Source organism: Spirosoma radiotolerans (assembly GCF_000974425.1).
GTDB lineage: Bacteria > Bacteroidota > Bacteroidia > Cytophagales > Spirosomataceae > Spirosoma > Spirosoma radiotolerans.
Map to the genome: position 1 here is coordinate 6,813,059 of NZ_CP010429.1, position 25,094 is coordinate 6,838,152.

Annotated in this window: 14 protein-coding genes; 7 read left to right on the plus strand and 7 right to left on the minus strand. The window is 51.1% G+C overall.

Translation table 11 applies throughout. The features are described from left to right. The 3 genes from SD10_RS27755 to nirB form a co-directional block, all read right to left on the minus strand. A complete protein-coding gene (locus SD10_RS27755; protein ID WP_046578619.1) occupies positions 1-1,485 on the minus strand; it encodes an ATP-binding protein in 1,485 nt (494 codons plus the stop codon). Positions 1,486-1,597: 112 nt separating this feature from the next. Then, positions 1,598-1,951: a nitrite reductase small subunit NirD gene (gene nirD / locus SD10_RS27760; protein ID WP_046578621.1), complete on the minus strand. Its 354-nt coding sequence runs from the start codon at positions 1,949-1,951 to the stop codon at positions 1,598-1,600. 106 nt (positions 1,952-2,057) lie between these two features. Then, positions 2,058-4,577 (minus strand): nitrite reductase large subunit NirB, encoded by a 2,520-nt coding sequence (gene nirB / locus SD10_RS27765; RefSeq protein ID WP_046578623.1) that lies wholly within the window; start codon positions 4,575-4,577, stop codon positions 2,058-2,060. 279 nt (positions 4,578-4,856) lie between these two features. Between nirB and cobA the strand changes: the two genes are divergently transcribed. The 7 genes from cobA to SD10_RS27800 all read left to right on the plus strand — a co-directional run bounded on the left by cobA (position 4,857) and on the right by SD10_RS27800 (position 17,622). Next, positions 4,857-5,615, plus strand: coding sequence for a uroporphyrinogen-III C-methyltransferase (gene cobA, locus SD10_RS27770; RefSeq protein ID WP_046578625.1), 759 nt, complete (start codon positions 4,857-4,859; stop codon positions 5,613-5,615). A 353-nt stretch (positions 5,616-5,968) separates the two neighbouring features. Continuing rightward, positions 5,969-7,504, plus strand: a complete 1,536-nt coding sequence (locus SD10_RS27775; RefSeq protein WP_082111706.1) for an alginate export family protein — start codon at positions 5,969-5,971, stop codon at positions 7,502-7,504. Between the two features lie 48 nt (positions 7,505-7,552). Beyond that, a complete protein-coding gene (locus tag SD10_RS27780) occupies positions 7,553-8,854 on the plus strand; it encodes a NarK family nitrate/nitrite MFS transporter (protein WP_046578627.1) in 1,302 nt (433 codons plus the stop codon). Between the two features lie 73 nt (positions 8,855-8,927). After that, entirely contained in the window at positions 8,928-12,587 is a 3,660-nt protein-coding gene (locus SD10_RS27785) for a nitrate reductase (protein WP_082111761.1), read from the plus strand. Between the two features lie 5 nt (positions 12,588-12,592). Beyond that, complete coding sequence (locus SD10_RS27790) at positions 12,593-14,095, plus strand: rubredoxin domain-containing protein (protein ID WP_046578630.1); 1,503 nt, start codon at positions 12,593-12,595, stop codon at positions 14,093-14,095. Between the two features lie 202 nt (positions 14,096-14,297). Continuing rightward, on the plus strand, positions 14,298-14,693 hold the full coding sequence (locus SD10_RS27795; RefSeq protein ID WP_046578632.1) for a hypothetical protein: 396 nt from the start codon (positions 14,298-14,300) through the stop codon (positions 14,691-14,693). 73 nt (positions 14,694-14,766) lie between these two features. Continuing rightward, positions 14,767-17,622, plus strand: coding sequence for a M16 family metallopeptidase (locus tag SD10_RS27800; protein WP_046578634.1), 2,856 nt, complete (start codon positions 14,767-14,769; stop codon positions 17,620-17,622). A 197-nt stretch (positions 17,623-17,819) separates the two neighbouring features. On the opposite strand, the gene SD10_RS27805 is transcribed toward SD10_RS27800, so the two are convergent. The 4 genes from SD10_RS27805 to secDF all read right to left on the minus strand — a co-directional run bounded on the left by SD10_RS27805 (position 17,820) and on the right by secDF (position 25,071). Further along, positions 17,820-19,223, minus strand: a complete 1,404-nt coding sequence (locus SD10_RS27805; RefSeq protein WP_046578636.1) for an MBL fold metallo-hydrolase — start codon at positions 19,221-19,223, stop codon at positions 17,820-17,822. Positions 19,224-19,284: 61 nt separating this feature from the next. Then, on the minus strand, positions 19,285-20,082 hold the full coding sequence (locus tag SD10_RS27810; protein WP_046578638.1) for a sulfite exporter TauE/SafE family protein: 798 nt from the start codon (positions 20,080-20,082) through the stop codon (positions 19,285-19,287). Between the two features lie 235 nt (positions 20,083-20,317). Continuing rightward, the gene (locus SD10_RS27815) at positions 20,318-21,823 is read right to left on the minus strand and encodes an APC family permease (protein WP_046578641.1); all 1,506 of its coding nucleotides are present in this window, start codon (positions 21,821-21,823) and stop codon (positions 20,318-20,320) included. A gap of 167 nt (positions 21,824-21,990) precedes the next feature. After that, entirely contained in the window at positions 21,991-25,071 is a 3,081-nt protein-coding gene (gene secDF, locus SD10_RS27820) for a protein translocase subunit SecDF (RefSeq protein WP_046578643.1), read from the minus strand. Positions 25,072-25,094 lie beyond the last annotated feature (23 nt).

The following is a 25,094-nucleotide window of genomic DNA, read 5'->3' on the forward strand; positions in this document are numbered from 1 at the left end:
CTAGTTCAGGTTATTGGATAAATCGACGCTTACCCGGACTTTGGTACCCTTTTTTAGTTTCGACGTAATGGTCAGCACTCCATTGAGCAAACGGGTTCGCGTGCGCATGTTCTCAAGGCCGTTGCTGGCAGGTAAGGGTTTTTCGTCGGTTGGTACTGGTTTCATAACGAATCCCTTACCGTTGTCGTCAACAGTTAATAGTAACTTATTTGTTTGCTGCTGTAAGGTAATCTTTATTAACTGGGCATCAGCATATTTCACGGCATTGTGCAGGGCTTCCTGCGCAATACGGTACAAACCAATCTCCATGGCAGGATTCAGCCGCCGGGCATCTGTTGGCCCACTAAAGACAACGTTGATGCCCGAAGACCGGCTTGTTTGCTCGGCTAATAGTTGCAAAGTCGAACCCAGGCCAAAGTCGCTTAAGGTTGAGGGCATCAAATTATAGGAAATCTGCCGGGTTGTTTGAATCGTGTCGCCGATGAGGTCGCATAATTCGGAGAACCGAAGCCGTTGTTTTTCGTCTGTAAACGACGTTGACTTCAATTTCTCGGCATGTAACTTCAGGCCGGTTAGCATCTGGCCTATGCCATCGTGAAGTTCGCGGGCAAAGCGTCGGCGTTCCTCTTCTTGGCCTTCGAGCAATGCCGCCGACCGAACCGTATCTTCGGCCAATTGCAACTGGTACTTCTCCTGCGTCGTGCGCACTAATTCCTGCTGTGTATCCAGGAGCTTTTTATTTGAATCTGCCAGGTTCTGATTGGTTGCCTCCAGCTCGCGGTTGGAAACCTCCATATGATTGTTCACTAACTGGAGAGCCTTTTCTGACCGGGCCAGCCGACGAATAACATGCCTGGTATGATTGACCACGGGTCTGAAAATAAACAAGCCTTCAATTAATAAGGTCAGCAATGTGGCAACCGTCAGCAGCCACTCAATTCGTTCGAGTTGTTTGACCCGGTCAAAGCTTTCTGTATCAAACTGAAAGACAATATCGTTCATCTGCTGCAAAAAGGGAAACTCATTTTGCAGAATAATCTGAAGGGCAGCTTTTTTTTCGTCGGGCGTCGTTTGGGGGGCGTTAATGCGGGTAAAACTTTGGTAGATCGACTGGAAAAGCGGCTCGATGTGCGTAAACATGCTATCGAGCTGTCGGCTTTTCCGGACCGTATACTGCTTTTCCATGGGCAGCATACCATTTCGTAGCTGAATATGACTCTGGCTCCAGGAGTGAAGCAGCGAGTCGACCGAAACGGTATCGGCGGTAGACAACCCTTGTATTCGGAGCATAGCCAGTTTCGTCAACCGCTGGCTCAGCATCCGTTGGCGTCCGGCTACGTTCACGACTCGGCTGTCGTCGTAATGCGTGCTGATCGTGCGTTTGATAAACAGTAAGCCACTCAGCGAAAGCACGGCAATGACAGCGAGGGCTATCATATAAAACCGGGTTAATCGACTGGCTACCTGTTGATCGAGTTGAGTCATGGAAAGTCGGTTTACGGGTTTTAGTTTGTCGTTTACGGTTTGTCGTTCACACGTACCCTTAAGCGTTGGGTTAATAAACTACAAACTGTAAACGACAAACTCGCTATAACGCTTACAGCCCAATATACACAATCCCATTTACTGCTTTAACCGGAAACGTGTTTATTTCGTACCCGTCATCGTTTAGGCAGGCGCCCGTTTCAAGCGAGAATGTCTTCTTATGGAAGGGGCAGGCTACCTTGGGTTCTTCGCCCTGACTACCGATCATGCCACGAGAGAGAACCATTTGTTGGCGGTGCGGACATTGATTATCGGTGGCATACCACTCGCCCCGACGGGTGAAGTTGAAAACGGCGATTTGTCGGCCATTGAGCAGGACACAGGCACCGCCATCTTCGGGAATGTGATCGGTTGCACAGGCCGCATGCCAGGTGATTTTATTGTTATTTATGGTGAGCGTTTCCATGATTATACAGGATGTTGGTTGAGGGGTGCCGGATCAGATCAGTAAACCCGACACCGCATGGTTTCTTAAAACGGTTTGAACGATGCGTACACGTGGCTTTTGCCGCTTAAGCCCACTCTTTGGCCCGCTTCTGATCGCGCAGCGACTCAAATTGAATAGTTGGGTCTTTCTGCTCGGGTGCATTAACGAAGTGCGCAAACCGGGCACGGAGTGCCGGATTTTCGACGGCTTCTTTCCATTCGCACGTAAACGTATCGACCAGCAACTGCATCTCGCGCTCCAGCTCACCGGCAATACCTAACACATCATCCACAACAACAGCCCGCAGATACGTCATGCCGCCTTCCAGCTTGTTCAGCCAGGTCGCTGTGCGGGTGAGGGGATCGGCAGTTTTGATGTAGAACATCAAAAACCGGTCGATGTAGCGAATGCAGGTTTCCTTGTCGACATCGGAAGCGAGCAACTGAGCATGCTGGGGCTTGGAGCCGCCGTTGCCACCTACGTATAAATTCCACCCTTTTTCGGTCGCAATGATGCCAAAATCTTTGCTCTGCGCTTCAGCACATTCCCGAATACAGCCCGAAACCCCCGACTTGATTTTGTGCGGAGATCGAACGCCCTTATACCGTTCCTCCACTTCAATAGCAAACGAAACCGAATCCTGGACGCCATACCGGCACCAGGTGCTGCCCACGCAGCTTTTCACGGTGCGCAGGGACTTGCCGTACGCGTGACCGCTTTCGAAACCAGCGGCTATGAGTTCTTCCCAAATGATGGGCAGATCGCCAACGTGTGCACCGAAGAGATCAATTCGCTGTCCCCCGGTAATCTTGGTGTAAAGGCCATATTTCTTGGCAACCTGACCAATCACGATCAACTTATCCGGGGTGATTTCGCCACCCGGAATGCGGGGTACAACCGAATAGGTGCCGCCTTTCTGGATATTAGCCAGAAATCGGTCATTTGAATCCTGAATCGTGGCCCGTCCTTTCTCCAGAATGTTCTCGTTCCAGAGACTTGCCAGAATGGAGGCCACAGCGGGTTTACACACCTCGCACCCATCGCCTTTCCCGATATGGTCCAGCACAGCACCGAATGTTTTAAGGCTATTGATTTTAACCAGATCCAGTAGCTCCTGTCGCGTGTAATCGAAGTGTTCGCAAAGGATATTCCGAACATAAACGCCTTTCTCCTTCAGAACACCCTGAATGATATCTTTCACCATGGGCGTGCATCCTCCGCAACCGGTACAGGCTTTGGTCGCTTTCTTGAGCGCATCGACGGTTGTATGACCATTTTCGCCAATTTCATGGCAAAGCATGGCTTTAGTCACGGCTTCGCAGGAACAGATCAGCGCGTCGTCGGGTAAACCCATGACTCCGGCAGCAGACCCGGCATCTTCACCTCCACGTGAACCCAAAATCAGATCTTCAGGATCAGGTGGGAGAATGGTTTTGTTCTTGCAGGTTTGCAGCAGCATGTTGTACTGGTCAGCATCGCCAACCAGAATGCCGCCCAGCAATTCTTTTCCATCCGTCGATATGTTGACGCGCTTATAAACGCCTTTCGCCTTGTTTTCGTAGACAATCGTTTTACAGTCCGATGCAAAGGGATCACCAAAAGAGCCCACGTCCGTGCCAATCAGCTTCAGCTTGGTTGACATATCGTACGGCTTGAACTCTTTTTCTGTGCCCGTCAGGCGAGCGGCTACCACCTCGGCCATTTCGTAGCCGGGCGCCACCAAACCATAAATCATATGGTGTGCCACGGCACATTCGCCAATGGCAAAGATGGATGGGTCAGATGTTTGCAGGAAGTTATCGACCAGGATGCCCCCACGCGGGTGGGTCTCAATCCCTGACGCTTTGGCAAGCTCGTCGCGGGGGCGAATGCCAGCAGATATAACCAGCATATCGACGTCAATACGTGACCCGTCGGCAAACTGCATCCCGGTAATGGCCTCATCGCCGGTAATTTCCTGTGTACTCTTCGACAGGTGAATGGTCAACCCCAGGGATTCCAGTTGCTGCTGTAAAATACCCGATCCGGCATCGTCAATCTGACGGGGCATCAGCCGGGGTGCAAATTCAACGACGTGAGCTTCATCCAGACCCAGGTCGAGCAGCGCTTTGGCGGCTTCGAGACCTAACAAACCGCCACCCAAAACTGCCCCACGCCGTGCCTTGCGGGCGTAGGACTGAATAAGGTCGAGGTCTTCAATAGTGCGATACACAAACACGCCGTCTTTTTCCACACCGGCTACGGGCGGCACAAACGCCCCCGAACCCGTGGCCAGCACCAGATAGTCATAAGGTACTACGACACCGTGGTGTGAACGGACCTCTTTTCGCTCCCGGTCAATGTCTACGACCGGATCGGTGAGGTAGAGCGTAATAGCATTTTCGGCATACCAGCTTTGGGGCGCAAGTGTCAGATCGTCGGCTGTTTTACCATCGAAATAAGCACTTAAATGAACCCGGTCGTAGGCTACGCGCGGTTCTTCTCCAAAAACCGTTATCGTAAATTGGTACCCATTTTTTTCTTTGGCTACTAATTTCTCGCAGAACTTGTAGCCTACCATGCCATTGCCAATGACGACGACACGCCTGTTTTTGTTTGTGTTCATAGTTAATTGTAACTATAGCATTGTGAAAACCCCGTTTTATTATTGTACTTTATTTATAAAATAGCCTTTTTCCTCCCAAAATAGGCTAGTCAAAAGTAAGAGGTGTTTTTTGTAAATCCTAACGTATTATTCCGTTATAGGTTGATTATGAAACATATTTTTTCGAAAAAGACTTGTTTTTAAGAATTTCATCTCTACTTTTGACCAAGAAACAGCGTATAGTTAAAATCGCTTGTTGATAGTATAATAGTACTATTCCAGTATAAACGGTAAAGTCAAATGATGCCAAAGCTAACACTCGTGGGGGCGGGTCCCGGCGACGGCGAATTGATCACCTTAAAAGGGATCAGGGCGCTTCGGCAGGCAGATGTTGTTCTATATGACGATCTGGCCAACCACACATTACTGGAGTTTGCGCCCGAACAGGCACTGAAGATCTACGTAGGTAAACGGGCTGGTCAGGCGTCGTTGACGCAGGAAGAAATCAACGAGCTGATCGTTCGGTGTGCGCAGGAGCATAGTCATGTGGTTCGACTCAAAGGGGGCGATCCATACGTGTTTGGGCGTGGCTTTGAAGAACTCGAGTATGTACGGCGGTATGCTATTGACTGCGAGGTGGTGCCGGGCGTATCGAGTAGTATAGCCGTACCCGCTTCGCAGGGTATTCCTGTGACGAGCCGGGGCGTAAGCGAGAGTTTCTGGGTCATTACCGGCACCACCCGAAATGGCGAACTTTCAGAAGATCTGTATCTGGCGGCTCAATCGAAAGCAACCGTTGTGGTGTTGATGGGCATGCGGAAAGTAAAGGAGATATGCGCTATTTTCTGCGAGGCCGGACGCGGTCATTTGCCCATGGCCATTGTGCAGAATGGGACGCGTGCCGATGAGCAGTGCGTGATTGGTCAGGTCTGGAATATACCACAGTTAGCGGCAGAGCAAGGCGTGGGGGCGCCCGCTGTGCTGGTCATTGGTGAAGTTGTCTCGTTGCATCCGTCGTATCTGGCGGAATCAATGCGAAATTTCTCCATGGCCTGCTGAGGGACTGCTTACGGTTTTAAGGTATTCGGTGGCTGGCGTGTCAGAGTTCATGCGTGAGCCCACCGTAAACAGAAACCGAAAAAAGCCGATCCGGTGTGGGGGCACCTTTGGATCGGCCAAAACAGGGTTGTCTATGCGAAAAACACAAACGCTTCAAAGAAAATGAAAAAAACCAGGTAAAGCAAATCGGCGTCTTTCCGCCACTGGCCGCGCACCAGCCCGTCAGTCCTCTCTGTATCGCCTTCAGAGCCATCCGTCCGTTCTGTTACACACCTCCTTACCCAGTAGTTGGGTAGGTCCACTCACTGTTGTCTTTGCTATTCATTTTCTTCTTAATCTGATTGCCTATTCTCATGAAGTATACAATCAACCGATTGACCATTGCCTGTGTGTTGCTACTGGCGACCCGGTCAACAGGGGTCGCCCAGTTTTCGCTTGTTGGGCAACTCCGTACACGAACCGAACTCCGAAACGGGCTTGGTAATCTGGCGCCTAAAGATGCACCCGCAGCTTTTTTTACATCCCAGCGCACACGGCTCACATTCGGCTACAAATGGGATCGTATCCAGTTTCAGACCTCCATTCAGGATGTTCGGGTATGGGGGCAGGATGCGTCCACGATCAATAACGCCGATGGTAACCGCCTGATGGTTCACGAAGCCTGGGCCGAAGTGACACTCATCAACAGGGCTGACACGACCATCAAATTCAGACCTATCGAAAACCTTTCGCTTAAAATTGGCCGTCAGGAGCTTGTGTACGATGATGTTCGGCTGTTAGGCAATCTTGACTGGCTCCAGCAGGGGCGTCGATTTGATGCCGCTTTGCTGAAAGCGCAGCATAGAGGCTGGGCTCTCGACCTTGGAGTTGGCTTTAATCAAAACACCGATGCGTTTGGTATGGTAGGAGACAACTACACACCGGGGAACGTCCCCGCATCGGCTCTGTCGACCAAAAATGTGACGCTGGCGATTCCGGCCGGTTTCATTCCCACGGCCGGAAAGGGCGGTGCTCCGGTGCTGGCGACGCCACTGAGCACAAACGGGCAGAACCAGCAATTCAAGTCGTTTCAGATGGCTTACCTGGCACACAAGTTTAACCAGACGAAGTTCTCAGCTTTACTCTTTAAGGATGATTTTCAGAAATACCGATCTGATTCGCTGGGGAGTGCGGCAGCCGGTTACGTATATGGCAGGCGTTACGATGTGGCAGGTACGAATTCGCGAGTAACGTATGGAGCCATGCTGATCGGCCAGCTGGGCGATGCCTCTTCTAAATTGGGCAAAGTGCAGTGGCAGGCGTTTGCCTACGGACAGAACGGCAAAGACCGCGATGGCCTTAGTCTTAAAAAGGCGTACCACTACGGCGGTAACGTCATGTTCCAGAAAGGGTTGTTAAGCTTTGGCCCTGGCTACGAAGTACTTTCAGGAAACAATGCCACAACGATCCAATCGGGCGAAACCAGCCGCTTTGACCCACTATATGGTACTCCGCACCGCCATTGGGGCTATATGGATTATTTCTACGTAGGAACGGGGTCGCCGGCGGGTGGTTTGCAGGATGCCTTTCTGAAGTTCAAATACACTGGAATCCGTCTGACGACCACCTTCGATATGCACTATTTCGCGCTGGCCGCACCGACATACAACAAAATGCCCGATGCACCCATCGGCACGCTTCTGCCGAACAAACTGGGTATGGAATATGACTTCGTGGCCAATTATGCCCTCAGCCGATTTACGAGCCTGGAATTCGGCTATTCGATCATGAAGGGCACCAATAGCCTCGAATACACCAAGCAGGGCACGATGGATGAGAAAAATAAACTCGGTACCTGGTCGTACCTGATGATCAACATCCGTCCAGATTTTCTGGCTACCAAACGGTAGTCCTACCTAACCAACCTGTCAATCTCTAACCGTATAAACCGTATTGTCATGAATCCATCAACCAATAAACCACTGGAGTCTTTAAACATCTTCCGTTTTAGCGGTGTGCAGATGCGGACCTTCCACATCACATGGCTTACCTTCTTTGTCTGTTTCTTTGGCTGGTTTGGCCTGGCTCCGCTGATGCCTGCCATCCGGGCCGATCTGGGCCTGACGAAACCACAGGTGGGCAACACGATCATTGCAGCTGTGTCGGCTACGATCCTGGCCCGGCTGGTCGTCGGTCGGCTGTGCGATACCTGGGGACCGCGAAAAACCTACACCGCATTGCTCCTGTTGGGTGCCTTGCCGGTGATGTTCGTCGGACTGGCGCACGATTACACCACGTTCCTGTTGTTTCGCCTGGCCATTGGGGTCATTGGCGCGTCGTTCGTGATTACGCAGTTTCATACGTCGATGATGTTTGCGCCCAAAATCAAAGGGACGGCCAATGCTGTGGCCGGTGGCTGGGGCAATCTGGGCGGTGGCATCACCCAACTGGCCATGCCCGTCATTATGGCCGCCATTGTTGGGTTCGGCTACACCAAACCCGAAGCATGGCGCCTGGCGATGATCGTGCCGGGTGTTCTCATGCTCATTATGGCGTTCGTTTATTACCGATTTACTCAGGATACGCCCGCTGGTAATGTTGATGAAATTGAGCGTTCCGTGGCAACGGGCGAAAAGGTGAGCTTCTGGGCGGCCTGCGCCGATATTCGTGTGTGGGCGCTGGCGTTGGCCTATGCCTGCTGCTTCGGAATGGAAATCACATTTGATGGTGTGGCTGCCCTTTATTTCTTCGACAACTTCAAGCTGGAGGAAACGCAGGCGGGTTTCTGGGCTATGCTCTTTGGGGGCATGAACATTTTTGCCCGTGCGCTCGGCGGTATTGTAGCCGATAAAGTTGGTAACAAATACGGTATGCGGGGTAAGGGTATTTTGCTGGCAGGTATGCTGGTGCTGGAAGGCGTTGGTATCATGTTGTTCGCGCAAGCGGGGAGCCTGCCAATGGCGATTCTGTCCATGATCACCTTCGCCCTGTTCCTGAAAATGTCGAATGGCAGTACCTACGCCATTGTCCCGTTCGTGAACCCCAAAGCCGTTGGTGTTATATCCGGTGTGGTTGGTGCCGGGGGCAACCTGGGTGGTATGCTCATGGCCTTCCTATTTAAATCACAATCAATCAGTTACGGTCAGGCTTTCCTGTATATTGGCTGCGCCGTAGCGGCTGCGGGGCTCCTTTTGTTCCTGGTCAATTTCAGTAAATCAGTTGTTGTCGAACCGGCCGAAGCCGAATTACAGACAGCTTAAAAAATGATGAATGCTAAATGATGAGTTCAAATCGACCACAATTCATCATTTAGCATTCATCATTACCAATCTTATGACTCATCAAACGACCTGTTGCTATTGTGGTGTTGGCTGTGGAATTGTAGTCAAACAGGAACCGAACGGACGATTGACCGTTGAGGGCGATAAGCAGCACCCATCCAATCGGGGAATGCTGTGCTCGAAAGGCATGAATCTGCATTATACCGTCATGGATCAGTCAGACCGGCTGCTCTATCCGCAGATGCGTCTCAACCGAAACATGCCCATACAACGGGTAAGCTGGGATGCGGCTCTGGAACGGACGGCTGCTGTATTCAAAACGTTTATTCAGAAACACGGTCCGGATTCGGTTGCGTTTTATGTGTCGGGGCAATGCCTCACGGAAGAGTATTACCTGGTCAACAAACTCATCAAAGGGTTTATCGGCTCCAATAACATCGATACCAATTCCCGGCTCTGCATGAGTTCGGCGGTGGTGGGCTATAAGCTGTCATTGGGCGAAGATTCGGTGCCGGTTTGTTACGACGACATCGAAGAGGCCGACGTTTTTCTGGTGCAGGGGGCCAACCCCGCCTGGTGCCATCCCATCCTATGGCGTCGGATTGAGGCTCACAAAGCGGCTAATCCGAACGTCAAAATCATTTGTGTCGACCCGCGCCGAACCGATACCGCTCGTTCGTCGGATCTGCACTTGCCCATTCGTCCCGGAACCGACATTGTACTGAACAACGCCATCGGTCGATTATTAATCGAGAATGGCGATATCGATAATGAGTTTATAACCAATCATGCTGACGGGTTTACCACCTACAGCGAGCAGGTGATGCAGCGCAGTATTGACGAAGCCGCTGAAATCTGCGGTATCTCTCCCGAATCCATCCGGCAGGCGGCTGACTGGATTGGTCGCTCAAAAGGGTTTCTGTCACTCTGGACAATGGGGCTGAATCAGTCGGCTGTAGGAGTGAACAAAAACCTGTCGCTCATCAACCTGCACCTGATTACGGGTCGTATTGGTAAGCCCGGCAATGGCCCCTTCTCACTGACGGGACAGCCCAATGCCATGGGTGGGCGCGAAACGGGCGGTCTGGCCAATAGCCTGCCCGCTCATCGCGATGTTCTGAATGCCACGCACCGTGCTGAAGTCGAAGCGTTCTGGAACAGCCCGGTTAACATTGCCGCAAAACCCGGCCTGACGGCTACGGAAATGTTTGACGCGCTGGCTGACGATAAATTAAAGGCCATCTGGATTATCAATACCAATCCGTTGGTTAGTATGCCGGATGTCAATGCTGCTGAAACCGCCCTAAAAAACGCCCGGTTTGTGGTGGTTCAGGACGTATCGAACCGGGCCGATACGGTGCAGTTTGCTGATGTCGTACTACCCGCAGCGGCCTGGCTCGAAAAAGAAGGGACGATGACCAATGCCGAACGCCGGATTGCGTACTTGCCTAAAGTGCTCGACGCCCCTGGCGAAGCCTTGCCCGACTCGGAAATTATCTGGCGATTTGCCCAAAAAATGGGCTATAGTGACGCTTTTTCCTACTCGGATACCTCGGCTGTTTACGACGAATATGCCCAACTTACCAAAGGCACGAACGTCGATATTACGGGCATGAATTATGCTTTGCTCAAGCAGAAACGCACTATCCAATGGCCTTACCCGAAAGGTGTAAAAGGAGAGGAAAACCGTATACCAAAAATCCCGGCGGGGAACCGTGAAAGCCAAATCGGTACGAAGCGGCTTTTCACCGATCACAAATTTTACACACCAAATGGTCGGGCGCAAATCCATGCGATACCCGACGAAAATACATCTGAACCAACGGATGATGACTTTCCGCTCGTCTTAACCACTGGTCGTATTCGCGATCAGTGGCACACCATGACCAAGACCGGGCGCGTCGCTAAATTGAACCAGCACAGTCCGCAGCCCTTCCTGCAAATCCACCCGGCCGATGCAAAAGTACGCGGCATCGAAGAAGGTCAATTGGTTGAGGTTCGGGGCCGCAGGGGAGAGGTGCGGGTGAAAGCGCAACTAACGGAGGACGTTCGTCCCGGTTTGTGTTTTCTGCCCATGCACTGGGGAAAGGTAATGGCCGGATCGTCGGGGGGCAGCAACCTGAATCGGGCTAATAACCTGACGAATGCGCTGGTGGACCCGCGCTCCAAAGAACCCGATTTTAAGTTCTCGGCGGTGGAGGTTACACCTTACAGTAAACCCGTCGAAAAAATTATCATTATTGGCGCTGGTTCAGCCGGATTGGGCTTTATCAACGCGTATCGAGCCTTGAAATCAGGTCGCGTTGAGAACCCGGTTGATGACGAACTTCACGTTTTCTCGAAGGAAATTTACCCCTTCTACAACCGTGTCTTACTACCCGATTACATCAGTGGGGCGCAATCGTGGGACCAACTCGTTAAACTACGGGAAGACCAGTTTGCTGAAGCCCGTATCATTGTTCATAAGGGCGTTGGCATTGCGCATATCGACCGGGACGCGAAGGTCGTGGTCGATACCGACGGCATAGAGCATACCTACGACAAGATTATTCTGGGCACGGGTAGCCGGGCGTTTATGCCCAAAGGTATTCCTCGTTTGCCGGGAATCTTCAACATGCGTTCGCGGCTCGATGCCGATTCGCTCCTGCCATTCTTGAATCAGCGTGATCCTCATGCCGTCATTGTAGGTGGTGGTTTACTGGGGCTTGAACTGGCGGCTTCGTTGCGGCAAATAGATGTACGGGTAACGGTTATTCAGCGGGCAGGCCGATTTATGGAACGCCAGCTCGACTCATTAGCCAGTGAACTGCTATACCTGGAACTCCTCGATCGGGGTATCGAGGTCTACTTTAATGAAGAAGTACAGACCTTCATGGGTACCGATACCGTTGAAGGCATTCAATTAAAGTCGGGCAAAAAACTAAACTGCCAGGTGGTAGTGATGGCCATTGGCACAGTGCCCAACATCGAGCTCGCCCGCCAGGCGGGTCTTACCTGCAACCGGGGCGTGGTGGTAAACGATTATCTGCAAACCTCCGACCCCGACATTTTTGCCGCTGGCGAAGTGGCGCAGTGGAATGGCGAGATGTGGGGCATCACGCTAGCCGCTGAACAGCAGGCCGAAACGGCCGCCCGCTTCATCGCCGGTGATATTTCGCAACCGTACAAGGGAAGCCTTGCCATCAGCATTCTGAAAATGGAAGGCCTGCACCTGTGCAGTATGGGCCTGACCGAGGTGCCCGCCAATGCTGGCCGCGATTATGAAGAGATCATCTTTATCGACAAATCGAAGCGGTACTACAAAAAATGCATCGTTCAGGGCGATAAACTGGTTGGTGCCATTCTGGTTGGCGACAAAAACGAGTTTGCTGAGTTTCGGGAATTGATCGCCAATAGCACCGAATTATCCGAAAAGCGCCTTCAACTCCTGCGCGCCAGCAAAAAAGTCGATCCGCTGGAAGGTAAGCTGGTTTGTTCCTGCAACACCGTTGGTCAGGGTAACCTGGAACGGGCCATTCAGGCGGGTTGCACGGATTTTCAGCAGTTGTGCCAGAAGACCGGTGCCGGCACCGGCTGCGGCTCCTGCCGACCAGAAGTGCGGAGTATTTTGGAAACAATGAGTGAAAGACTGAAAGGGCGACAGAGTGCTATTACTGGATTAGCTCCCCTTGGGTTATTTGCTCTTTCGCTCTGTCAATCTTTCACTCATTAAATCTCATGCGCGATTATTATACCCTAAAAGTCAATATGCCCGCCGGAATTGTTTCGCCGGGTACGCTGCAAACGGTGTTGTCGCTGGCCTATGAAGCGAAGGTTCGGCGGGTGCGTTTTGGTGCCCGGCAGCAACTGCTGATGACGGTGCATTATGAAGACATGCGGTTTCTGGAGAAAGACCTGAAGCAGCACCAGATCTCATACGAGTTAAATACGGAGCAGTATCCAAATATTATTAGCTCCTATTGCGGAGAAAACGTCTTCCGAACCGGAGCCTGGCTGCGGGAAAGTGAGTACCATACGGTGCTGGATCAGTTTGATTATCAACCCCAGCTTAAAGTAAACCTATCTGACTCGAACCAGAGCTTTACACCGTTCTTTACCGGAAATCTCAATTTTATTGCCTCGCCCGAACCCCATTTCTGGTACCTGTACGTACGTCCGAAACAGCATAATAGCCTGTTCCGATGGCCGGAACTCGTGTACACCAACGACATTGGGCGGCTGGCCAGAGCGGTTGAAGAGGCTCTGCTGCAACAGGATTATTCGGGTGAAGAGGCCTTGTATAAGCTCGTTACGACCGGACAGAATTTTATCACTCAACCCGCTAATGAGGACGTCGAACTGCCTGATTTTTCGCTGCCGTATTACGAAGGGTTTAATCGATACGGTGAGCGTTCTTGGTTAGGGCTATACCGCCGGGATGAGCAGTTCTCGGTTGCGTTTTTACTGGATGTCTGCGCCTTATGCCTGAAAACCCGCATTGGAGAATTATGCGTTACGCCCTGGAAATCGCTTATTATCAAAGGAATTGAGGAGAAAGACCGGGCCACCTGGTCGTATGTACTGGGTAAACACAACATCAATGTGCGCCATGCCGCCAACGAGTTAGCCTGGCAAACCGAAGATCATACCGATGCCGGAACGGAGCTAAAAAATTACGTGATCCGGTATTTCGAGAAGAACGACACCCGCACGTTCGGCTTGTGTTTTGGTGTCCAGACGCGTGCTAAATCAGAAGTGTTTGGGTCCGTTTTAATTCGAAAACGCCCCTTGGTTCGGCTAGGTCAATTGGCTTTGTTCAGCGTGTATGACTTGTACTACACAGAGAATTTTAACCCCAACAGCCGGATCTATCATCTGGCCGAAAAAGGGCTGTTGAAGATGCACGTGCCCAATCAGTTAAATCGGCTGTGCCGCAAGTTCAACGCGCGCCGGTCGCAGGAGCGGGTGGAAACGGTTCGGGTAGAGAAAGAAAGAACAGAGTTAGCCCAGCCCGCCGAAACGACCAGCGTGCACCAATGTAGCCACTGTTTTACAGTTTACGACGCTCACTATGGCGATTCCCGGCATAGCATTCCAGCTGGCACGCCGTTCAGCCAGCTGCCCCCGGATTATGCCTGCCCAACCTGCGACGCGCCCAAATCAGACATGCATGCCGTAGAGGGGCTATCAGTTTCCTTTGGTGGTGTCAGTTTCTTAAAACTGACAAGCGAAGTTTCTTAAAACCTCATGTCAGTTTTAAGAATCGCATCAGCGACCCGGCTGACATCACCTAGACTAATGCCATTCCATGAGCATCAGCATCAGCGCGGCCATCTGGATGAGTGGGCTGTGAGAACACGGCCCACGGAAAAGGCGTCAATTTTTCAAAATTGACAGCACCGAACACAGGCAGTTTTTCCAAAAAAATCAGTATTATTAGGGTATGACTTCGCATACCAACGACCTCAAACAGCAAATCGAACACATTCTGCATTGGGAGCAGTCGTCCCATTGGCGCCTGCGCGATTTTGAGTCGTTGAGTCATTTAGTTTTCCTTCATACGAACCGGCAGCTGGATGCCCGCGAGTTGCAGGCGTTCTGGACATCCTCGGCCGTTCCCTCGCAATCGTTTCTGGATACCCTTGCCCGCTATGCCGATTACGCGGATTGGAACGAATTCTGTATCCGAAATTTTTATGGTGAAGTCGATCTCGGCGATGAGGCAGTGGCGCTTCATGCGCCGATGTGGGAAATTCCTATCAAATGGGTCATTTTGCTTTGCTGGCTATCGTTGGTTGTATCCGTTCTGGTCGCGATACTTCTGGTTTGGAAACACTAAACGATTCCCCTTATCACCGCGTTATTGTTCCATAGTTCCTAGTCAACAACCACAACCCAATTCAAGCGACCGAATGGTACGTTTTTCTTTATGCCTGAGCCTGTTGCTCAGCGCAACTCTGGTGCTGGCGCAATCTACACCCAAAGCGACGTCAGCCGCGAAAAAACCTGGGGCTTCGCAAGCCGCGATACCCAGCCTCAATAGCCCAATCCCACTCGACCCCGACGTTAAAGTCGGGAAATTACCCAACGGATTGACCTATTACATCCGCAAAAATGCGGAGCCAAAAAATCGGGCCGAATTGCGGCTGGTTATTCGGGCGGGCTCAGTACTGGAAAATGATAACCAGCAGGGACTGGCCCACTTCATGGAGCACATGGAGTTCAACGGTACCAAGAATTTTCCCAAAAATGAACTGGTCAATTTTCTGCAATCGGCGGGCGTTCGATTTGGTGCCGATTTGAATGCCTACACGGGCTTCGATGAAACGGTCTATCAACTGCCCGTTCCAACGGATTCTGCCCATGTCTTCAACCAGGCTTTCCAGATTCTGGAAGACTGGGCGCATAACGCCACCATTGACCCAACCGAAGTTGATAAAGAGCGGGGTGTTATTCTGGAAGAACGACGGCTGGGGCGTGGGGCTGGTCAGCGGATGCGGGATAAATATTTTCCGATTCTCTTAAATAACTCGCAGTATGCCAAGCGCCTTCCCATCGGTACCGAGCAGGTATTGACCACGTTCAAACCTGAGGTTCTGCGGCAGTTTTACAAAGATTGGTATCGACCCGATCTGATGGCCGTTATTGCCGTTGGCGATTTCGATATGAAGCAGGTAGAAGGGATCATCCGCGAAAAATTCGGCCGAATCCCCGCCGTCAAAGCGCCGAAACCACGCACGGAGTACGACATTCCGGCCCACAAAGACACAAAAGTGGTTATCGTAACCGACCCTGAACAGCCCAATACGGTTGTGCAGGTTATTTATAAGCGACCTGAGATCAAGGAAAAAACGCTAAATGACTTACGGGAGAGCATCAAACGAGGACTGTTTAACACCATGCTTGGCAACCGGATTCAGGAGTTGACTCAGCGTGCCGATCCGCCGTTTTTAGGGGGTTACAGCAATTACAGCGATTTTTTGGGCAACCTCGATGCGTTTACGTCCATTGCCGTGGCCAAGGAAGGAAATGTTGAGCGAGCCATCCGGGCTGTGCTCGATGAGAATGCCCGTGTAAAACAGTTTGGCTTTACGCCAACGGAGCTGGCTCGCGCCAAGCAGGAGTTTCTGACCAATGTAGAACAGGCTTACAGCGAACGGGATAAAACCCGTTCGGTCAATTATGTGAATGAATACGTGCAAAACTTTACGGATAAGGCCCCGTACACGAGCATTCAATTTTACTACAACTTTCTGAAAAAAGAGCAGGACGGCATTAAACTCGCCGAGGTCAACGCACTCGTCGATCAGTTTATCCACAACGATAACCGGGCGGTTATTGTCATGGCTCCCGAGAAAGATAAAGCCAAGCTCCCAACGGTTGAACAGATCATCCGCTATGTGGATGACGCGGGTAAAGGGCTGACGGCCTATGAAGATAAAACGCTGGATAGCCCACTGTTGGCCACTCAGCCAACTGCTTCGCCCGTGGTGAACGAAAAGCAGATCAAGGACATTGGCGTAACCGAGTGGACGTTGAAAAATGGTGTTCGGGTGGTATTGAAGCCAACCACTTTCAAGAACGACCAGATTTTGTTTTCGGCAAGTAGCTTTGGTGGCACTTCGTTGTATGACATGAACGATTTTCAGTCGGCGCGGTTTTCGTCTACGCTGGCGGCTATGGGCGGAACGGGTGAGTACAACCAGATTCAATTGGGCAAATTCCTGTCGGGAAAGCAGGTGAGCGTGTTTCCTTATGTGGGTGAACTGAGCGAAGGCATCAACGGCAGCGCAGCGCCAAAAGACCTGGAAACGGCTCTGCAACTGCTCTACAGCTACTTTACGCAACCGCGCAAAGACCCTGATGTGGTGAAAGGCTTCTTATCAAATCAGCGGAGTGCGCTGCAAAACCGGATAAATACGCCAACGCCACAAGGCGTATTTCAGGATACAGTGACCGTTACGCTGGGCAACAACAATCCCCGGCGACAACCGCTGAAACCCGACGATCTGGATAAAATCGACCTCGACCGGGCGTTGAAAATCTATCAGGAGCGATTCGCCAACGCTGGTGATTTTACATTCTATTTCGTCGGTAATTTTAAAGAAGACCAGCTAAAGCCGCTGGTTGAGAAATACCTTGGCGGCTTACCTGCAACGGGTAAAACCGAAAAGTTTACGGATCTCGGCATTCGCGCACCCAAAGGGCAAATCAGCAAGACGGTTTACAAGGGTGTTGATCCCAAAGCCGCTGTGCAACTGGTTTACACGGGTGACATAACCTGGTCGCCGGAAACGGCTACCCAACTGGATGCGCTGGCCGAAGTGTTGGAAATCAAGCTGATCGAAAAACTTCGAGAAGAGGAGAGTGGCGTATATGGCGTTGGGGCTGCAGCGGCTTATGCCAAGTATCCGGTACCACGCTACACGTTCCGCATCAACTTTGGCTGTGCGCCGGAGAACGTTGAAAAACTCATTGCCAAAACCCAGGAACTGATCAACGATCTCAAACAGAAAGGAGCCTTACCCGCCGACATTGCCAAGTTTAAAGCTGAGACCCGTCGTGAAACCGAAGTACAACTGAAAGACAATCAGTTCTGGCTGGGCTATCTTCAGAATCAGTATTACAATGGCGATGCGCCGGACGAAGTGTTACATGAAAACGAACAACTGGATAAAGTGACGGTTGACAGCACAAAAGCGGCAGCTAATCAGTATTTTGGTTCGAACCTGATCCGGTTAGTGCTGATGCCGGAGAAGAAGCAGTAATAATAAATTGACCCTTATCCGGGACGTTTATACGCTTGGGTAACGGTCAATTTGTTTTATTGATGAGGCCGCCAACATCACGTAAAACCGGCCTCGGGCAGTACCATTGATTTGAGGCTTTTTTGTGCCAGTCTTAGTTGTAAAAATTACTGTTGGCCCGGCTACACCCCAGCGTTGTGCGATGAAATTGAGCCTTGTCAGTGATTGGTAGGTAATTCAGTAATGATCGGCACATCGACCTTGCGAATGGCGGCCAGACCGCCTTCCACATTCACAACATTATCGAAACCCCGAGCCTTCAAAATAGAATTCGCCACCATGGAGCGGTAGCCACCAGCGCAGTGAACATAAACGGGTTCGGTGCGGCTGATTTCGGTCATATGGTCGTTGAGGTTGTCGAGGGATAGGTTTTCGGCTCCTTTAACATGTTCAATGGCAAATTCTGTTGGCTTACGTACATCCACAACTGGGATAGCCGGGTTCTGCTGCCAGCGTTTGCCAAACTCCTCCGCTGAAATTGACTCAATGGTATCAATTTCTTTACCCGCCTGCTTCCAGGCCGAAAAGCCGCCGTCCAAAAAACCAATGCAATGGTCGTACCCAACGCGGGCTAGCCGTAAAACCGTTTCGCTCTCCTGACCGTTGGGGGTCACGAGCGCAATAGGTTGGGTCAGTTCTGGAATCAAAGCACCAACCCAGGGCGCGAACTGTCCATTCAGGCCAATGTTGATCGAGTTAGGAATAAATCCTTTGGCGAAATCAGCCGCATCACGCACGTCCAGAATCAACGCACTAACTTCGTTGACGGCGGCTTCAAATGCAGCGGGCGAGAGTGCCTGGCTACCCCGTTTCATGACTCGGTCGATGGGTTCGTAGCCTTCTTTGTTAAGCCGGGCGTTCTCGGCAAAATAAGCTGGAGCCGCCGTTAGGCCGTCAAGTACTTTCTCAATAAACTCAGCCTTTGATGTAGCTCGGAGTGCGTAATTGAACCGTTTCTGGTTGCCAAGCGTATCCGTCGTTTCCTTGCTCATGTTTTTCCCACAGGCCGAACCGGCTCCGTGGGCCGGGTACACAATCACATCATCGGCAAGGGGCATAATTTTGGTCTGAAGGCTGTCATAGAGCATACCAGCCAGATCTCGTTCGGTCAAATCACCTTTAATGGCCAGATCCGGCCGACCAACATCACCAATGAAGAGTGTATCACCGGTGAAAATTGCCCACTCTTTTCCTGTTTCGTCGATGAGCAGGTACGTCGTTGATTCGGGTGTATGGCCGGGAGTGTGTAACACTTTTATGGTTACATCGCCCAGCGCAAACATTTCGCCATCGGTTGCGTGGTAGGCTTCGTACCTGGTTCTGGCAGTGGGGCCGTAGACGATGGTTGCGCCCGTCTTTTTAGCCAGGTCGAGATGGCCTGAGACAAAATCGGCGTGAAAATGTGTCTCGAAAACATACTTAACTGTTGCCCCTGCCTTCTCGGCTTTCCGAATGTAGGGCGAGGTTTCGCGAAGCGGATCAATAATGGCGGCTTCGCCGTTGCTTTCGATGTAATAGGCTCCATGAGCCAGACAGCCCGTGTAGAGTTGTTCGATAATCATACGTCATGCGGACATCTTGCCCACGTTTTTGGGTCGTATTGGTGTGGACCAGATGTCCACCCTACAGCAATTCCCGGCTAATCATATAAACGGCTACCACCAGCACAAACCAACCAAACCCTTTCTTGAGTTTGTCGGGCGCAACGAATTGAGCCAGGTACATTCCGATGAATATACCAACGATGGATAAACCCGTAAAAGGCAACAGAAAATTCCAGTTCAGATCAGTGTGGTGAATATCACCCAAAAAGCCAACGATTGAATTGACGGCAATAATGAGCACTGATGTTGCCACGGCCCGCTGAACGGGTAAGCCCGCCAAGAGGACCAGCATAGGAACGATTAAAAAACCACCACCTGCGCCAATGGTACCCGTGAGCAAGCCAACTGCCAGACCATCGAGCCCCAGGCTGCTATATCGTGGACGCCCATCGGCCGCTTCACCCTGCTCGGGCCGGTCATTGCGAATCATAGCTCGGGCCGCAATGATCATAACAATCGCAAAAAAGTAAAGAATTGCCTGACTCTTTGACAAAATAAAGTGCTCGAATTGAAAGAGCGGATCGGGCAATGCCGGAACCAGAAACCGGCGACTCAGATAGACGGAAATAAACGATGGCAAGGCAAAAGCGGTCGTTACCCGTAGATCGACCCGCTTGTTCCATATATGGTTTATGGAGCCAACTATTGAGGTGGCCCCCACGACAAACAGCGAATATGTTGTCGACAGTACGGCGGGTACATGAAAGACGTAAACAAATATGGGCACCGTCAGAATGGAGCCCCCGCCCCCGGCCAGTCCAATAACTAAACCCACTAATACCGATGATGCATATCCAAATAGTTCGGTTGATGTCATGTTGTAACGTAACTCTTTTGCTGGGCAATCGTTCCGCCAAAGGAGGTTGCTGCTTTGATCGATTCAGCGAGCGCCGTTGTCGGCCAGCAAATATAGGAGCATGAGCCAATTAGGGCATCATGAACACAGACCGAATGGCCAGGGAAACAGCAGACGGGTTAAATGCTCCATAAACAGAAAATGGCCCCCAACAAGTTGCTGAGGGCCATCTTTACGAAAAGCTAATGGAAGAAGTTTACTCTTCTACAGGCTTATTCAAATGGCTATGTTTGCGGCTATAGGTAAAATAGACGATAAGTCCAATTACGCACCAGATCACGAACGAAATCTTGGTATCGGTCCGTAGGTTGTACATTAAGTACAGATTGGCCAGAATACCAAGCGTGGCAATAACGGGTAGCAAGGGGGTTCGATAGGGGCGCTCCAGATTGGGTTCACGGACCCGTAACAACCAAACAGCACCGCAGATCATGGCAAAGGCCAGCAACGTTCCGGAACTGGTCAATTCGGATACTTTGTCGATGGGCGTTAAAGCAGCGACAATCGATACGATAATACCAACTAAAATTGTGCTCTTCCAGGGTGTTTTAAACTTGGGGTGAATGGACGCAAACAAGCCCGGTGGAATCAGGCCATCTTTCGCCATACCCAGGAAGACCCGTGTCTGGCCAAGCATCATCACGAGCATAACGGATGTTAATCCACCCAAAGCAGCAATGGTGATGATGTAAACAGCCCATGTTAGGCCCTTATCGGCGAATGCCTGCGCAACGGGGGCTTTCAGGTCGAGGTCTTTAAACGGCACCATGCCCGTCAGAACCAGCGAAACCAGAATGTAGAGTACGGTACAAATGATAAGCGAGGCAATAATGGCGAAGGGTACGTCTTTCTTGGGGTTGATGGCTTCACCCGCCTGGGTCGAAACCGCATCAAAGCCAATGTACGCAAAGAAGACTATGCTGGCGGCTGTGACAATACCATTGAAGCCATAATGCTGCTGGCCTGTTTTATCAATAACGGGTTCAGGCAGGAACGGATGCCAGTTGGTCGTATCCACATAAAACGCACCGGCGATAATCACGAAAATAACCACGGCTACCTTAACGATTACGATAATGTTGTTGGTGCTGGCAGCCTCTTTGATACCGCGGACCAGAATGTAGGTTACGACAAGGACAATCAGGAACGCGGGCAGGTTGAAGGCAAATGAAAAGTCTGGAACGGCCACACCTGTAGCCCGCAGGGCGGCTGCTTTTTCCTGTGCTGTAACCGGGTCGTTCATTAACCAGATCGGTGGTTCGATATGAAACAGGTGAAGCAGTTTTTCAAAGTAACCTGACCAGCTCACGGCCACCGTTGTGGCGCCCATCATGTATTCGAGAATCAGGTTCCAGCCAATGAGCCAGGCAAAAATTTCGCCAACGGTTCCGTATGAGTAGGCATAGGCTGAGCCTTCAACGGGCAGAATGGAGGCAAACTCAGCGTAGCAGAGTGCCGCAAACGTACAGGCAACCCCGGCCAGCACGAAGGATAAAGCCAGCGCCGGGCCAGCCCAGTCGTGAGCAGCAATACCTGTCAATACAAAAATACCGCCACCAATGACGGCGCCAATGCCCAGGGATGTTAACCCCCAGCGGGTCAGTACCCGTTTAAGTTCACTTTTTTTCATGTCGGCTTCATAAGCCGCCAGGGGCTTCTTACGCCAGACACTTGTATCAACAGGTTTTAGTTTGGTCTCCATGTAGGAAGAATTAGAGTTTGGTGAAAGTGCCGATCAGGAAAAGATTCTTGAGGAATTAGGCGAAATATACGAAATTAAATGAGCGAAAGAGCGAAGGAGTGAAAGAGCGCAGAAAACGGTTGAGAATCTTTCGCTCTTTCACTCCTTCGCTCTTTCGCTCATTTACATTATGATTGCGAAGGCCGAATCAACGGTTTTTTGTCTTTCTTTTCCTTCTTTGCCGTAAACTCTTCAGGCGTAGCGGGTGCTGCGCTGGTGAAGTCGGCCGGAACAGCATCGAAGCCCGTTTTCTTTTCGGCAGCGATGACAGTTGGTGAGATCGTTTCCTTCCCCTGAGCACTGGTTAGGGCATCAACCACAATTGGCGTAGCCACGAACAGGGACGAATACGTACCTACGATAACCCCGATCAACATGGCGAACGAGAAACCACGAATTGTTTCACCACCAAAAATGAACAGAACCAGCAGTACCAGAATCGTTGAAAAACCCGTTACGGCCGTACGGCTTAGCGTACTGTTCAGCGCGTTATTAATGATTGTCGCAATCGACTCTTTCTTGCCTTTATTTTCGGCCAGGTACTCCCGTACCCGGTCGAACACAACCACGGTATCGTTCATCGAGTAACCCATGATTGTTAGCAGAGCCCCTACAAACGCCTGGTCTACGTCCAGTGAGAAAGGCAGAATGCCGTTGAATATGGAGAAGATAGCCAAGATGATCAAGACATCGTGGAACATCGCCACAACAGCACCATAACCAAATGCCAGCTTTTTGAAGCGGATCAGGATATAGACGAACACAACCGCTACGGCCAGTAAAATAGACCACAGCGCCGATGTCAGCAGGTCGTTGGCAATCGTTGGGCCAACCTTCTGAGAGCTTTCAATTTTAGCTGGGTTTCCTTTGATGCTGCTTAGCCCCTGATAAACCGTTGCTTCTGCTTTTTTATCGGCTCCCTGTGAATTGTCATCAACCAGATAAGGCGTCGTTACTTTCACCTGGTTTGAACCGATACCGGTACCTCCATAGGTTTTTACTTCCGGTGATCCGCCCAATACGGGCTCCAGGGCATCACGAACGTCATCTGTACTGACGGCCTTTTCAAACCGAACAACATACGAACGGCCTCCTTTGAAGTCGACCCCCAGGCCAAAGCCTCTGAAGATAGCGGAGATAATACCCAGACCAATAATTACCGACGATACGGTATAGTACAGTTTCCGGCGCGATACGAAATCGAAGTCAGAGTCTTTGAAGAGGTTCTTAGCCCAGGAGGACGTAAACGACAGTGTTTTGCCATTCCGGATGTAGTACTCCAGCATCAGGCGGGTAATGAAGATAGCCGCAAACAAAGATGTCAGGATACCAATGATCAGGGTAGTGGCAAAGCCCAGGATCAGACCCGTTCCGAAGATAAACAAGACGATACCCGTCAGGAACGTCGTTACGTTTGAGTCGATAATCGAGGAAAGCGCATTCTGGAAGCCATCGGTAACGGATTGCTTGAACGTCTTACCCAAGGCCATCTCTTCTTTGATCCGCTCGAAAATAAGCACGTTCGCATCTACAGCCATACCGATTGACAACACGATACCGGCAATACCCGGCATGGTGAGTACTGCACCCAGCGAGGCCATAACGCCCAACAGAAAGAACAGGTTGACAATCAGAGCAATGTCGGCAATAAATCCCGCCCGGTTGTAGTAGAAGACCACAAAGGCCAGTACCAGCAAAATACCAATGATCGACGACAGAACACCAGCGCTAACCGCTTCCGAACCTAAGGTAGCTCCCACCACGTTTTCTTCAACGATGTTTGTTGGGGCGGGCAGTTTACCGGCTTTCAGCACGTTGGCCATGTCTTTGGTTTCTTCTACCGTGAAGTTACCCGAAATGCTCGACCGACCGTTAGGAATCTCGTTCTGTACGTTTGGCGCTGTATAAACCAGGTTATCCAGCAAAATTGCTACTGGCCGACCCACGTTGGCTGCCGTCAGGTTCTTCCACTTACGAGCCCCTTCAGGGTTCATGTTCATGGTCACTTCAGGACGGCCCCGGTCGTCATAATCATTAGAGGCTTCCGTAATTACATCACCTTCGAGGGGAGCGCGGCCACCAGGTTTCTTCAGGAAATAGATCGACAGGATTTCTTTGCCATCGGTTGCTTTAAATGTTTTACGATCCCAGGCAAAAAAAGCATCGGCAGGAAACAGGCTTTTCACTTCCGGCGCGTTCAGAACGGCGTTTGCTCGGGCGGTATCTTTCAGATAAACCCCCAATTGATCCTGACCAACGGGCAGGAATAGTTGCGTGAGGGCTGTGCCCTGTGCGGCTGCTGCACTCGTGTCATTTTTAGCTGTTGAATCTTTCTTGCTGCCCTGGGCCAATTGTGACTCCAGGCTCGATGTGCCTTTTGCGGCTGTTCCGGCTGTCGGCGCGGCTGTTTTCAGCGCAGCCTTCCGGGCGGCTTCCTGGCTGAGCAGGTAAGCTCCCATACCTTCAAGGGCTGGAGCCAGTTCGCTTAAGCGGTATACTTCCGTGAATTCGAGTTTAGCGGCACCGGTCAACAGACGACGAATACGTTCTGGGTTATCAACACCCGGTAATTCGATTTGAATACGGCCTGAACCGGGTAACCGTTGGATGTTTGGGTTGGCAACGCCAAATTTATCGACCCGCGCCTGAATGATCTGAAACGCCCGCGTCGTTGCGCCGTTCACTTCGTCGTTCAGCAACTTGCGTACTTCCGTGTCGGTCGACTGGTAGTTGATTTTGCTCCGGTTGGCGCTGGTTGCAAATACGGTTGCCAGCTTGGTGTCTGGCGAAATTTTGCTGAATGCGCTGGCGAACAGATCGACAAAGCTGGTCGTGCTTGACTTCTGGTCTTCAAGGGCCTGCTTGAGGGCCTGATTGAATTTTGGGTCGCGGTTGTTGCCCGACAGGCTGCGCAAAATATCAGCAGGGGAGATTTCGAGCACAACGTGCATACCGCCCTGTAGGTCAAGGCCAAGGCCGAGTTCGCGCTCAGTAACTTCCTGAAGCGTACTACCCAGATAAACAGGCTCTTTCCAGAGCGAATCAAGGTAATGCTGTTTTTTAGCGCGATCGACGACGCCCTGTTTGTTGGTGGCATAAGCCTCCGCGTCGGATTTGATGCCCCGCGAGACAAATGTAAACGACAGAAAATAAATGCAGATAGCTGCAATAACGCCTGTCAGAATGAGAATTCCGGTTCTGTTTTGCATTGGGATACACAGGCAACTGCCCG